The sequence below is a fragment of the Natronomonas sp. genome, from assembly GCF_046483325.1.
Taxonomy (GTDB): Archaea; Halobacteriota; Halobacteria; order Halobacteriales; family Haloarculaceae; genus Natronomonas.
The window spans coordinates 25942-39152 of the sequence record NZ_JAWODL010000012.1; the positions used below are offsets into that span (position 1 = coordinate 25942).

10 protein-coding genes and 1 pseudogene are annotated in these 13211 nt (G+C 63.0%); 7 read left to right on the plus strand and 4 right to left on the minus strand.

Annotated features, from left to right (window positions below; translation table 11 throughout):
- The gene (locus R6U53_RS03040) at positions 1 to 1326 is read right to left on the minus strand and encodes an ABC transporter substrate-binding protein (protein WP_410320894.1); all 1326 of its coding nucleotides are present in this window, start codon (positions 1324 to 1326) and stop codon (positions 1 to 3) included.
- Positions 1327 to 1395: 69 nt separating this feature from the next.
- On the opposite strand from R6U53_RS03040, the pseudogene R6U53_RS03045 reads away from it, so the two are divergent.
- From R6U53_RS03045 to R6U53_RS03065, 5 genes and pseudogenes are all read left to right on the plus strand, one after another.
- A pseudogene (locus R6U53_RS03045) lies at positions 1396 to 1617 on the plus strand (hypothetical protein); the annotation flags it as partial.
- Between the two features lie 122 nt (positions 1618 to 1739).
- Complete coding sequence (locus R6U53_RS03050; RefSeq protein ID WP_410320895.1) at positions 1740 to 2906, plus strand: acyl-CoA dehydrogenase family protein; 1167 nt, start codon at positions 1740 to 1742, stop codon at positions 2904 to 2906.
- A 2-nt stretch (positions 2907 to 2908) separates the two neighbouring features.
- The gene (locus R6U53_RS03055; RefSeq protein WP_410320896.1) at positions 2909 to 4705 is read left to right on the plus strand and encodes an acetyl/propionyl/methylcrotonyl-CoA carboxylase subunit alpha; all 1797 of its coding nucleotides are present in this window, start codon (positions 2909 to 2911) and stop codon (positions 4703 to 4705) included.
- 6 nt (positions 4706 to 4711) lie between these two features.
- Positions 4712 to 6457: an acyl-CoA carboxylase subunit beta gene (locus R6U53_RS03060; RefSeq protein WP_410320897.1), complete on the plus strand. Its 1746-nt coding sequence runs from the start codon at positions 4712 to 4714 to the stop codon at positions 6455 to 6457.
- Complete coding sequence (locus tag R6U53_RS03065; RefSeq protein ID WP_410320898.1) at positions 6454 to 6915, plus strand: MaoC family dehydratase; 462 nt, start codon at positions 6454 to 6456, stop codon at positions 6913 to 6915. Before R6U53_RS03060 ends, R6U53_RS03065 begins: the two co-directional genes overlap by 4 nt.
- 47 nt (positions 6916 to 6962) lie before the next feature.
- Here the strand turns inward: R6U53_RS03065 and R6U53_RS03070 are convergent, their stop codons facing one another.
- Both R6U53_RS03070 and R6U53_RS03075 read right to left on the minus strand, forming a co-directional pair.
- Positions 6963 to 8573, minus strand: a complete 1611-nt coding sequence (locus R6U53_RS03070) for a class I adenylate-forming enzyme family protein (protein ID WP_410320899.1) — start codon at positions 8571 to 8573, stop codon at positions 6963 to 6965.
- A gap of 1 nt (position 8574) precedes the next feature.
- On the minus strand, positions 8575 to 9336 hold the full coding sequence (locus R6U53_RS03075) for an IclR family transcriptional regulator (RefSeq protein WP_410320900.1): 762 nt from the start codon (positions 9334 to 9336) through the stop codon (positions 8575 to 8577).
- 344 nt (positions 9337 to 9680) lie between these two features.
- On the opposite strand from R6U53_RS03075, the gene R6U53_RS03080 reads away from it, so the two are divergent.
- On the plus strand, positions 9681 to 10466 hold the full coding sequence (locus R6U53_RS03080) for a VOC family protein (protein ID WP_410320901.1): 786 nt from the start codon (positions 9681 to 9683) through the stop codon (positions 10464 to 10466).
- Between the two features lie 66 nt (positions 10467 to 10532).
- Here the strand turns inward: R6U53_RS03080 and R6U53_RS03085 are convergent, their stop codons facing one another.
- The gene (locus R6U53_RS03085) at positions 10533 to 12230 is read right to left on the minus strand and encodes a methylmalonyl-CoA mutase (protein WP_410320902.1); all 1698 of its coding nucleotides are present in this window, start codon (positions 12228 to 12230) and stop codon (positions 10533 to 10535) included.
- 117 nt (positions 12231 to 12347) lie between these two features.
- On the opposite strand from R6U53_RS03085, the gene R6U53_RS03090 reads away from it, so the two are divergent.
- Positions 12348 to 13211: a 3-hydroxyacyl-CoA dehydrogenase family protein gene (locus R6U53_RS03090; RefSeq protein ID WP_410320903.1), complete on the plus strand. Its 864-nt coding sequence runs from the start codon at positions 12348 to 12350 to the stop codon at positions 13209 to 13211.

A 13211-nucleotide genomic window follows, 5' to 3' on the forward strand; every position in this document is an offset into this window, starting at 1 on the left:
TTACGGGAGCCAGTCCTCGCGACGTTCGAGCTCGACCATCTCATCGGGGACCATCTCGCCGTCCTCGACCACGTAGGTCTGTCCGTTCATCGTCGGTCGGCGGTCGCCGTCCTGATAGTCGTAGGTCTCGGGCAACAGCCCCCAGGCGTCGAAGTCGTCCATGTCGATGAGCGCTTCCCGGACGTTCGCGCCGTCGGTCGGATCGAGGCCCATTTCCTGGGCGTGACGGATCCCTTCGACCGCCAACAGCGCGTGGACGACACCGCGGACGTAGTTGATGTTCGCGATCTCGGGGTCGTCCATGCTGTGCTCCTCGCGCTCGAACGACTCCTCGATGATCTGCCACCCATCGGCATCGGAGTCCATCGCTTGGGCAAACGAGACGTTCGAGTTGACGTATCTGACGCCCTCGAACAGATTGGGTGCCTCCTGCGCGCGGAACTCGTCGACGGTCCAGGTGAGTCCCATCACCTCGATGTCGGATTCTCGCTCCTCGATGGAGCTCAAAAGCACCTGCATCGGTGCCGCCGTGTTCTGGTGAATGAGGTAGTCGACGTCGTTGCTTTCGGCTCGCTGGACCTGCGTGTTGGCGCTGTTGGCGTCGAGTTCGAGGGCGATGCTGTCGACGACTTCGAGCCCGAGTTCCTCGGCGTAGGCCTCCCCCCCTTCGACGGGGGTCTCACCGAACGGGGTCGTGTTGTGGATGTACGCGATCGTCGCGTCCGGGTCGTTGTCGGCGATCCACTTCAGGTGTGCACGCCCCTGGCTGGTGTAATCGAGGTTCGCAAAGAAGTTGTACGGCGTCTCCCCGCCGAGTAGTCCGTCGGAATACGACGCGGAGATGTAGACGATCTCGTCGGCCGCGACGTCACTGGCCAGTGCCTCCGTGTCAGCGGTCCCCCAGCCGATGATGATCGGCGGTTCGCCGTTGGACGTGAAGCTGTCGTAGTTCTGTTGGGCCTGGGGAACTTCGTAGGCGTAGTCGACCCAATCGTGGACGATCTCGAAATCGACCTCGTCGTTCTCGTTGAGCCAGGCCATCGCGTCCCGCGACCCGATGCCGGTCGGCCGACCGACGTCGGCGGTCCCCCCGCTCAGGTCGTAGAGTGCGGGAATGTCGATCTCGGTGACTCCACCGTTACCGTTGCCACCGTTACCGTTGCCACCGTTACCGTTGCCACCGTTACCGTTACCGTTGCCGTTGCCGTTACCCGAACAGCCCGCTAGCCCGACGGTCGTGGCCGCTGCGGCGGCTCCACCTGCCTTACCCAAGAATCCCCGTCGACTGTGAACAGCAGTCTCTGGTGTATTGTCATCTATGTTCATGCTGGTACGATCCCTACATACGAACATGATTATTTAAATCATTCGCTCGATTTTCGGCTTCGGGTGTTTACGGCCTCGGAGACGTCCCTTCGGGAAAACAGTGATTGCGAAGTCATACCGATGGCACGACCCGTGTCCTCGGAAACCGACGGTTTCGGGGATGCTGAAAACGCGCGGCGTTTTCAAGCACGGTTCGCGTGGGACGACCACGAGTGGTCGGGGAAACCACACCCCCACGAACGTCTCAAAGAAGCGTGCACGAACCCGCAAGTTGCCTCCGTGGGTCAGTAGCCGAACCCCCAACGGAGGAATCCTCGCGTTTCGACGCGCGGAGGGTGTAGAAACGCGTCGTCGAGTCCCCGGACACAAACTACTAAATGGGATGAACGACCGAATACAGACGAGGAACGACCATGACATTCGAGACGAGTGCCGAACACTCGATGATCTCTTCGACCGCGACGGAGATCGCGACGGAGTTCGGCCCCGAGTACTGGCGAGAGAGGGAGGAAAACGGGGAGTTCGCGGCGGACTTCTGGGACGAACTCGGTGAGGCCGGCTTCCACGGTCTCCTCGTGCCCGAGGAGTACGGCGGTGCCGGAATGGGGATGGCCGAACTCGGCTTGGCGATGGAGACGCTGTGTGCGGAAGGCTGTGGGATGGCCGGGACCTGGTATCTCGTGTTGACCGCCGGCATGGCGACCGTCGGATTGAACAGGTACGGTACCGACGAACAGAAGGAAACGTATCTGACGGACATCGCGACCGGCGATCGGAACTTCTCTATCGGAATCACCGAACCCGAAGCGGGGACGAACACGCTCAACGTCGCAACCCATGCCGAAAAGGACGGCGACGGGTACGTCCTCAACGGCCAGAAGGCGTGGATCACGTTCTCCGATCGCGCCGACGACATGATCATCGTCACGCGCACGACACCACGCGAGGAGGTCGACCGGGGTACCGACGGTATCAGCCTGTTCATCATCGACATGGACTCGCCCGGAATCGACGTCTCCCCGATCGAGAAACACGCGATAAACTACTCGAAGTCCTGCGAGGTCTTTTTGAACGACGTTCGGGTCCCCGAGGAGAATCTGCTGGGCGATCGCGACGACGGCTGGTGGGCGCTCGTCAGCACGCTCAACCCCGAACGGATCGGGTTCTCGGCGGCGGCGACGGGGATCGGTAAACTCGCGGCCCACACCGCGATCGACTACGCCAACGACCGCGAGGTGTTCGGCACGCCGATCGGCACTCACCAGGGGGTCTCGTTTCCGATCGCGAAACCGTACGCCCGTATGGAGGCGGCCGCCCAGATGCGACGGAAGGCCGAGTGGCTTTACGATCAGGGCGAACCCTGCGGTTACGAGACGAACATCGCGAAGGCGACCGCCGTCGAGGCCGGCATCGAGACGGTCAAACAGTCGATGCAAGCCTTCGGCGGCTGGGGATACGCCACCGAGTACGACGTCGAGCGCTGGTGGCGCGAGATCAACCTCACTCGCCTCGCGCCCGTCACCCAACAGATGGCCTACAACCACATCAGCCAGGAGATCGGGTTCCCGAAATCCTACTAAACATGTTCGAGAAACTACTCGTTGCGAACCGAGGCGAGATCGCGATCCGCGTGATGGCCGCCTGCGAGGAACTCGGAATCGAGACGGTCGCGATCTACAGCGACGCCGACCGCAACGCCGGTCACGTCGCCTACGCCGACGAGGCGTACAACGTCGGGCCCGCACCCGCAGCCGACTCCTATCTCGACGGCGAAACCATCGTCGAGACGGCGAAGCGAGCCGGCGCGGACGCGATCCATCCTGGGTACGGGTTTTTGGCCGAAAACGCCGACTTCGCCCGTCGGGTCGAAGACGCCGAGGGGATCACCTGGGTCGGTCCGAAAAGCGAGACGATGGAGCGGCTGGGCGAGAAGACGAAGGCCCGCACCGTGATGGACGAGGCTGGCGTCCCCGTCGTTCCGGGGACGAACGACCCGGTCGAGGACGCCGAGACGGTCGCCGAACTCGGCGAGGAGTACGGTTATCCGATCGCGATCAAAGCTGAGGGGGGCGGTGGCGGTCGCGGCATGAAGATCGTCCGCGACGCGGCCGAGGTCGAAGACGCACTCGAAGCGGCAAAACGGGAGGGTGAGGCCTACTTCGACAACGATTCCGTCTACGTGGAAACGTATCTGGACTCGCCGAAACACATCGAGGTTCAGATTCTCGCGGACGAGCACGGAAACGTCCGTCATCTCGGCGAGCGCGACTGCTCGCTCCAGCGTCGCCATCAGAAAGTCATCGAAGAGGCGCCGAGCCCGGCGCTCTCGGACGCGTTGCGGGAGGAAATCGGCGAGGCGGCCCGTCGCGGCGTCCGGGAGGCCGGCTACACGAACGCGGGGACAGTCGAGTTCCTCGTCGAAGATAGCGTTGGGCCGGAGGCACAACGAGGGGGAGGCAGCGACGCCGCAGGGCCGGCGTTTTATTTCATGGAGGTCAACACCCGGATCCAGGTCGAACACACCGTCTCCGAGGAGATCACCGGCATCGACATAGTCGCTTGGCAGATCCGCGTCGCCGCCGGCGAGGAACTCGATTTCGAGCAGGATGACGTCGGCTTCGACGGCCACGCGATCGAGTTTCGGATCAACGCCGAAAACCCCGCAAACGAGTTCGCGCCGACGCCGGGACACCTCGAAACGTACGATCCGCCCTCAAGCGTCGGGGTTCGGCTCGATCACGCCGTCTCACAGGCGGACGACATCGGCGGCGACTACGACTCGATGATCGCGAAACTGATCGTCCACGCCCCCGACCGAGAGCGATGTTTTCGGCGCTCTCAGCGCGCGTTAAAACACTTCGAGGTCGAGGGCGTCCACACCACGATCCCGTTTCACCGGTTGATGCTCGAGAACGACGTCTTCCGCGGCGGCGAGCACACGACGAGGTATCTCGACGAGGAACTCCCTCCGGAGCGGCTCACCGACGCCGTCGAGCGGTGGGGATCGACCGCCGGCGGGGCGAGCGCCCGGCCGGCGTCAGCTCGAACGCTGACCGTCGAAGTCGACGGCAGGCGCTTCGAGGTGCTCGTCGAGAACGGTCTCGTCGCGGCCGAGGACGCCGCAGCCGGCGATGCCGGAGATGGGGGCGGGGCCTCGCCCGCGGAGGCTGGCGCGATCACCGCCGAGATGCAGGGGACGATCCTCTCCGTCGACGTCTCGGCCGGCGAAACGGTGTCGGCCGGCGATGTGGTCTGCGTGCTCGAAGCGATGAAGATGGAAAACGACGTCGTCGCCGCGGTGGACGGCACCGTCGCCGACGTTGCCGTTTCGGCCGGCGACTCCGTCGATCAGGGCGATACGTTGCTAACTTTGGAGTGAACACACATGCGAGTCAAAGTTTCCGACGATATGGCGGTCGAACAGGCACGCGCGGTCGCCGAGGCGCTCGCCGAACGGTTCGGCGACGACGTGACGGTTCTCTCGGCGGACGGCGAGGAACTGGGTCACGCGAGTTACGACGGCGACGGGGACAGCGAATTCACGGCCGATGCCGACCCCGAAGCCGACCTCGATCTCGGCCCCACGGAGCGCGAAGAGCTCCTGTGGGAGCAGATCGAGGAGATCGAATCCGGCGGCAAGGAGAAGTACAAACAACAACTCCCCGAACAGGGCAAGAAGTTCGTCCGCGATCGGATCGATCTGTGGTTCGACGACGACTCGGACGGCGACGGCTTCCTCTTTGAGGACGGCAAGTTCGCAGAGTTCGACGCCGACGATGTGCTTCCCGCGGACGGTCTCATCACCGGCGGCGCACAGTTCGAAGGGCGGAACGTCCACTTCATGGCCAACGACTATACGGTCAAGCGCGGCAGCATGGCCGCAAAGGGCGTCGAGAAGTTCCTCAGGATGCAACAGCGCGCGCTGAAGACCGCGCAGCCGGTGTTGTACCTGATGGATTCTTCCGGTGGTCGGATAGACCAACAGACCGGCTTCTTCGCCAACCGCGAGGGGGTGGGCAAGTACTACTACAACCACTCGATGCTGTCTGGGCGGGTTCCACAGATATGCGTGTTGTACGGCCCCTGTATCGCCGGAGCCGCCTACACGCCGGTTTTCGCGGACTTCACCATCATGGTTCGCGGAATGAGTTCGATGGCGATCGCGAGCCCGCGGATGGTCGAAATGGTCACCGGTGAGAAGATCAGCCTCGAAGACCTCGGGGGTCCGGACGTACACGCCACGCACTCCGGAAGCGCGGATCTCGTCGCCGACGACGAGGAACACGCCCGCGAGCTCGTCGCCAAGCTCATCGGCTATCTGCCGAACAACAGCGACGAAAAGCCGCCGCGGATCGATCCGGTCGCGCCCGCCAAACCGCCGAGGGGTATCGACGGCGTCATCCCGCAGGAACCGAATCGCGGCTACGACATGGTCGATCTGATCGATCGGATCGTCGACGCCGGCTCGTGGTTCGAACTCCGTCCGGAGTACGGCAAGGAGATCCTGACCGGCTTCGCCCGCATCGACGGGCGATCGATCGGTATCGTCGCCAACCAGCCGGCCCACCGCGCCGGCGCGATCTTCCCCGATTCCGCCGAAAAGGCCGCCGGGTTCATTTGGACCTGTGACGCCTACAATATCCCGCTTTTGTACCTCGCCGACACGCCGGGCTTCATGGCCGGCTCACAGGTCGAAAAGGAGGGCATCCTCGAACAGGGCAAGAAGATGATCTACGCGACCTCGTCGGCGACGGTGCCGAAACAGTGCGTCGTCGTCCGGAAGGCCTACGGAGCCGGGATCTACGCGATGAGCGGTCCGGCATACGATCCCGAATCGACGCTCGCGCTCCCCTCCGGTGAGATCGCGATCATGGGCCCGGAGGCGGCGATCAACGCCGTCTACGCGAACAAGCTCGCGGCGATCGACGACGAGGAGGAGCGGAAACGACGCGAGCGGGAACTCCGCGAGGAGTACCGCGAGGACATCGACGCGCGACGGATGGGAAGCGAGGTCGTCATCGACGAGATCGTCCCGCCGAGCACGCTGCGCGAGGAGCTGAAGAACCGGTTCGCGTTCTACGAGAACGTCGAGAAGGATCGCCCGGACAAAAAACACGGGACGGTACTATGACCGGACGCTACTACGAGGAGTTCGAGGTCGGCGAGACCATCGAACACGGGAAACGACGCACCATCTCGGAGGCCGACAATCAGGCCTTTTGCGATATGACGATGAACCAACAGCCGTTGCATCTGGACGCCGAGTTCGCCGCCGACACCGACTTCGGCGAACGGCTCGTGAACGGGCTCTATACGATGAGTCTGGCCGTCGGGATCACGATTCCCGACACGACCGACGGCACCATCGTCGCAAACCTCTCGTACGACAACGTCGAGCACCCCGAACCGGTGTTTCACGGCGACACGATCCGAGTCCAATCGACGGTGACGGACAAACGTGAGACGTCGGACGGCGAGCGCGGGATCGTGACGATGCATGTCGAGGTGTTCAAAGTGAACGAGCCGGAGGAGCCGCTGGTCTGTTCGTTCGAGCGCACCGCGCTGTCGTTGAAGGGTCCCGAGAACTGACCGAGCCGCGGGGACGGACGCGATGCCCGTTTTCGCCCGACGCGACGTTACTGGCTGAACTCGTAGCCCGCCTCGCGGTCCCATGCCGATCCGACGCCGCCCTCACGAAGGCGCTTACGCCTGATCTTACCGGTCGGGCTCCGCGGTATCTCGGTTCTGATCTCGATGTAGCGGGGCACCTTGAGGTAGGGGAGCGATCGTTTGGAGTGTCTGTAGACGTCGATCGGGCTCAACGCCGCCTCTGCGTCGTCCTCGGGGATGACGACCGCCTTGATCTCCTCGGTGCCGCTTCGGTTCTCGACGCCGACGACGACGGATTCGCGAACGCTCGGATGGGCATCGATGACGCCTTGAATCTCCAGTGAGGAGACGCGGCCAGCGATCCGGCCGCGGTAGATTGAGTTGTCCTCGTTGGCAATGAAGTAGACGAAGCCGTCCTCGTCTTTGTACCCGATGTCACCGCTGTGAATCCACTGGTTTCGACAGACTTCGACGGTCTGTTCGGGCTCGTTGAGGTATCCCTGCAGCATCGTGTTGGGCCGCTTCGGGCGGATGACGATCTCGCCGGACTCGCCTGCATCGACGGGCCAGTCGTCTTCGTCGACTACCTCGACGTCGGCGTACGAGACCGGCTTTCCGGATGACCCGATCCGGCGGTCGTCGGGGGTGTTGTACGTGGCAATCGTCGACGTTTGCGTAACCCCGTATCCCTCCAACACCGTGATGTCGAAGCGCGACTCGAACTCACGGATGAGCGTCTCGTCGGTGCCGAAGCCGAAGCCGTGACCGATCGCCATCCCGACCGTCTCCGCCGCCGGTTCCGGACCGGTCGATCGGTTGTACAGCACCGATAACAGCCGGCCCAAATACAGTATCACCGTCGCCTCACAGTCGCCGACGTGCCGCCAGTACGTGTCCGGGTCGAACGGGTCCGAACACACGAACTCGGCGTCGCCGAAGAGCGCTCCGACGACCCCGAGTTGGAACGTGAAGATGCTGTACAGCGGGAGCGTGGTGAATATTCGGTCGTCGGGCCCGAACCCGAAGAGATCGGTCGCGACCTCCCAGCCGGTGTTGACGTAGGAGTACTGCGGGAGTCGAACCCCTTTGGGCTGCTCGGTCGCGCGGCGCTGGACGAAGGTCACGGAGACGGTGTCGGCTTGCCCCGGGTCGGCGGCCGGCGCGCGATCGCCGTCGGCGTCGAGCAGCGACTCGAATGACCGGTACGGTCTATCGCGGCGTCTCCCGACGAAATACTCCGACGTGACGTTCGGTAGGTCCGCACGGACCTCCTCGTAGGCCTCTCGTGTCCGTTCGTCGACGAAGATCGTCTCGGCCTCCGACTTCGAGAGCGCTGCGGCGAGCGTCTCGCCGGTAAACCGGGTATCGATTGGAGCGACGATCGCGCCGAGTTTCGCCAGCGCGAAGTACAGGTGGACGTACTCGGCCGAGTTGTACATGAACAGACAGACGGTATCGCCAACGTCGACTCCGCGAGAGGAGAGTCCGTTCGCGACGGTGTTTACCGCCCGGTTCAATTCGGCGTGCGTCTCCCACTCGTCGTACCGAAAGAACCGCCGGTCCGGTGCCGTCTGTGCCTTCCACTCGAGGGCACCGCCGAGCGTCTCGACGTCGCCCGGTGGGCGGTCGCTCGACACGTCAGTTCACCTCCGTCTCGGCATCGATGTCCGCGACCGCGCGCCCGAGCGCCGTTGTCACCTCGCGGTCCGGCGGCGTGCTGAAGTCGTGTGAGTACCCGAAGATCCCGATACCGTGGTGGCCGCTCGCGGGACCCTCGAAGGCGACCCCGACCGACCGGACGCCCAGTGCTGACTCGCCGTCGCCGACCGCGTAACCCCGATCCCGGATCGCCGCCAGCTCCGAATCGAGCCGTTCGGCCTTCTGGATCGTCTCTTTGGTGTGGGCTGTGAGCCCGTGATGCTCGACGATATCCTCGACGTAGGTAGCCGGAAGGGACGCCAGGATGGCCTTCCCCGGCGCGTGGGTGTGGAGGTAGGACCGCTTGCCGACGCGGCCGTACACGGGTGTCGCCCCGTCCGGAACGGCTGACTCGACGAAGAGCCCGCGACCGTGCTCCTCCGTGATCCACCAGACGGGTTGGTCGACCGATTCGGCGAGCGTCCCGAGTGAGTCCGCCACCGCACCTCGAATGCGAAGCCGGCTCTTCGCCGCCATTCCGTGCGTTAGAAAACGGAGGCCGAGGTAGTAGGTACCGTCGCGTTCGACGACGTATCCCATCGACTCGAGCGTCGAGAGGTAGTTGTGGACGGTGCTTTTCGCCAGCCCGACCTGTCGTTCCAGTTCGTCGAGCCCGGCGCCGTCGTGGTTCTGCAGGATCTCGATAATCCTGAAACCGGTCCGGACCGACTTGACCTGCCGGGCGGACGTTTTCCGAATCATATCTCCCTTTTTGAGGGTGGTTTCTTATATTTGTCCCCCGAAAAATTTTTCCAGTTATATAATATTGAAAAATTTAACTCGCTATTCACTTATACTGAACACACCCACTCGTCTGGCGTCATCCGCTGCAGCATGTGTGAACCGCCTCGCTCGGACGCCCAAATCGGCGCGTGCATAACACCGATAACTCTGTGATGAAATATACGCCGCCGACGAGTCTCGTCGCACTCCCCCGTTTGCCCGATGAAGATACTCCCGACTGTGCGGCGACCGCCGTCGATCAGCTCGGTCTCGACTCGTTGATGACCCTACGTTTTTGTGCTCGGCTCGCTAAGGCGTCGAGTATGAAAGGCACGCTCGACCACACGATGATTCGCGTCGCGGACATCGACGCCTCGATCGACTGGTACGAAACCCACCTCGACTACGAACTGAAGGACCGCCACGACGGCGACGGCTTCACCATCGTCTACATGGGGCCCGAAGACATGGGCGGCGACGAGGCCATGCTGGAACTGACGAGCAACGAGGGCCAAGACGAGATCGGGATCGGTGACGCGTGGGGACATATCGCGGTTCGCGTCCGCGATCTCGAGGACGCCTACGACGAGTTGATGGCGAGCGGCGTCGGGGACTACCGCGACCCCGAATCCTGCGGTGGCCGATACGCCTTCGTGAAGGACCCCGACGGCCACGAGATCGAGATCGTCCAGCGCGACCACGGCTCCCGGTGGAGTCTCGATCACACGATGATCAGGGTCGAGGACGCCGACGAGGCGCTCGGCTACTGGGTCCGGAAGTTCGACTACGTCGAGACCCGCCGCTGGGAGGCCGACACGTTCGCGAACTACTTCGTCGAACCCGAGGACGCCCCCGAGGAGGCGATGAGCGTCGAGTTGACGTACAACTACGACGGCCGAACCTACACCGAGGCCGACGGCTGGGGGCACCTCTGTGTCCAACTCGACGACCTCCACGACGACTGGGAGCAACTAATGATCCGCGAAGCGCCCGACTACCGTGACCCCGAATCGTGCGACAACATGTACGCGTTCACCAAGGATCAGGACGGCCACGAGATCGAACTGATCGTCCGCGATTCCGATGCGGGGTCGCTGTTCCCGTTCTGACCGGGACCGATTTTCGACTTTCGACACAGCCGAAAGAAAGAATCGGTGGTCCAAATCGCCCCGCCTTCAGGCCGTGACGAGCGTCTCCTGATACGCGCCGTAGTGGTCCTCGAAGACTGCCATGATCTCGCCCATGGTCGCGTAGGCTTTCACCGCGTCGATGATCGGTGGCATGACGTTCTCGTCGTTCTCGATGGCCTCTCGGACCGCGTCCAGACACGCCTCGACTTCCTCGTCGTCGCGCTCTTCCTTGACTGCCTCGAGCCGGCCGAGCTGTCGATCGCGCGTCTCAGGGTCGACGTGGAGGAGCTCGGGTTCGGTGTCCTCTTCGATCTCGTATTTGTTCACCCCGACGACGGTCTCTTCGCCCGCGTCCACGCGCTGTTGGTACTCGTAGGCGGCTTCCTGGATCTCGCGGTGGAAGTAGCCGTCCGGAATCCCCTTCAGGACGCCGTCGCGAACCGAGCCGTCGCCCATCTCCTTGATCTCCTCGATGTACGCCATGATTTCGGCCTCCATCTCGTTGGTGAGTTTCTCGATGGCGAAGGAGCCGCCCATCGGATCGACGATGTCGGCCGCACCCGACTCGTCGGCGATGATCTGTTGGGTCCGCAGCGCCACTCGAACCGCCTCCTCGCTCGGCAGCGCGAGCGCCTCGTCGTAGCTGTTCGTGTGCAGCGACTGGGTGCCGCCCATCACGGCGGCGAGCGCCTGAATAGTCACCCGAACGATGTTGTTGAGCGGCTGTTGGGCCGTCAGGCTCTGCCCGGCCGTCTGGGTGTGGAACTTCATCCGCTTCGAGGCCTCCTTCTCGGCCCCGTACCACTCCTCCATCACGTTCGCGTAGACCCGGCGGCAGGCGCGGAACTTCGCGATCTCCTCGAAGATGGAGTTGTGGGAGTTGAAGAAAAACGAGAGCAGCGGCGCGAAGTCGTCGACGTCGAGCCCGCGGTCGAGACAGTCCTCGACGTACGCGAACCCGTCCGCGAGCGTGAAGGCGGCCTCTTGAGCGGCCGTCGAGCCGGCCTCGCGGATGTGGTATCCGGAGATCGAAACCGGGTGGATTTTCGGCGTCTCCTCGACGGCGAACTCGATGGTGTCGGTTACGACGTCGAGCGACGGCTCGGGCGGAATCACCCACTCCTTCTGGGCGATGAACTCCTTGAGCATGTCGTTTTGGAGCGTCCCTCGGATCTCATCACGGGGCACGCCTTTCTCGTCAGCAAGGGCGATGTACATCGCGTAGATGACCGCCGCGGAGGGGTTGATAGTAAAGGAGGTCGACACCTCGCCGATGTCGATGCCGTCGAAGAGGATCTCCATGTCCCGGAGCGTATCGACGGCGACGCCCTCTTTGCCGACCTCGCCCTCGCTCATCGGGTGGTCGGAGTCGATTCCCATGAGGCTCGGCATGTCGAACGCCGTCGAGAGCCCGGTTTGCCCCTCGTCGATCAGGTAGTGGAACCGCTCGTTGGTCTCCTCGGCAGTTCCGAACCCGGCGAACTGCCGCATCGTCCACGTTCGTCCCCGATACATCGTCGGGTACGGGCCGCGGGTGTACGGTGAGTCGCCGGGGAAGCCAATGTCCTCTTCGAAGTCGATATCGTCGATGTCTTCGGGGGTGTAGAGCCGGTCTACCTCGTGGTTCGAGACGGTCGCGAACCGGTCTTTTCTCTCGCCGCGCTCCAGGAACGGATCGAGCGTCTCCGATTCCCACTCCGCTTTTCGGTCGCGAATCGCTTCGAGATCGTCGTTATCAAACATTACTCCTACAGACTCCAGCTATCTGCAAAAACGTTGCTCTTCTAATAATCTTATTGACATATTGGTGCTCACGTCCGTTTCGGAACGCTTAATCGAAAACTGCACGAACCCCCGAGCATGGTACGAGCACTCGATTCGATCGACCGGGTCGGCGTCGTCGGGGCTGGAACGATGGGCAGCGGAATCGCACAGGTTGCTGCCACCTACGGTTACGACGTTGTCATGCGCGACATCGAGGAGACGTACGTCGAAAACGGATTCGAAACGATCGCCGGAAGTCTCGAACGACTGGTGGGCGACGAAACGCTCACCGAGTCGGAGGCGAAAGCCGTCGAGGATCGAATCTCCGGTACGACGGCGCTCGACGACCTCACCGAGTGCGATATCGTCGTCGAGGCCGCGCTCGAAGAGATCGACGTCAAACGAGATATCTTCGCCGATCTCGACGATATCGCCCCCAACGAGACAGTGTTGGCCACGAACACCTCGACGCTGTCGATCACGACGATCGCCGCCGCGACCGAGCGCCCCGAATCGGTCGTCGGCCTCCACTTCATGAACCCGGTGCCGGTGATGAAGGGTGTGGAGGTCGTCCGCGGCGAAAAGACCGCCGAAGACGTCATGCATGTGGCCCACGCCTTCGCCGAGGACCTCGGCAAGGAGACGTGGGAGTCCGACGACAAGCCGGGGTTCGTCGCCAACCGCATCCTGATGCCGTGGATCAACGAGGGGATCCGCGCCTACGACGAGGGCGTCGCGACGAAAGAAGACGTCGACAGCGGCATGAAACTTGGGACGAACGTCCCGATGGGCCCCCTCGAACTCGCCGACCACATAGGCCTCGATATCTGTCTGCACGCGACCGAGACGCTCCACGAGGAACTGGGCGACAGATACACGCCCGCGTATCTGCTCAAGCGGAAGGTCGAGGCGGGCGACCTCGGCAAGAAAACAGGTCGAGGATTCTACGGGCACGAGTAA

Excerpts from the sequence above, each read along its gene's own strand:
- R6U53_RS03090 (WP_410320903.1), top strand. The coding sequence starts at position 12,348 with ATGGTACGAGCACTCGATTCGATCGACCGGGTCGGCGTCGTCGGGGCT.
- R6U53_RS03065 (WP_410320898.1), top strand. The coding sequence starts at position 6,454 with ATGACCGGACGCTACTACGAGGAGTTCGAGGTCGGCGAGACCATCGAA.
- R6U53_RS03085 (WP_410320902.1), bottom strand. The coding sequence starts at position 12,230 with ATGTTTGATAACGACGATCTCGAAGCGATTCGCGACCGAAAAGCGGAG.
- R6U53_RS03075 (WP_410320900.1), bottom strand. The coding sequence starts at position 9,336 with ATGATTCGGAAAACGTCCGCCCGGCAGGTCAAGTCGGTCCGGACCGGT.
- R6U53_RS03050 (WP_410320895.1), top strand. The coding sequence starts at position 1,740 with ATGACATTCGAGACGAGTGCCGAACACTCGATGATCTCTTCGACCGCG.
- R6U53_RS03080 (WP_410320901.1), top strand. The coding sequence starts at position 9,681 with ATGAAAGGCACGCTCGACCACACGATGATTCGCGTCGCGGACATCGAC.
- R6U53_RS03040 (WP_410320894.1), bottom strand. The coding sequence starts at position 1,326 with ATGAACATAGATGACAATACACCAGAGACTGCTGTTCACAGTCGACGG.
- R6U53_RS03055 (WP_410320896.1), top strand. The coding sequence starts at position 2,909 with ATGTTCGAGAAACTACTCGTTGCGAACCGAGGCGAGATCGCGATCCGC.
- R6U53_RS03060 (WP_410320897.1), top strand. The coding sequence starts at position 4,712 with ATGCGAGTCAAAGTTTCCGACGATATGGCGGTCGAACAGGCACGCGCG.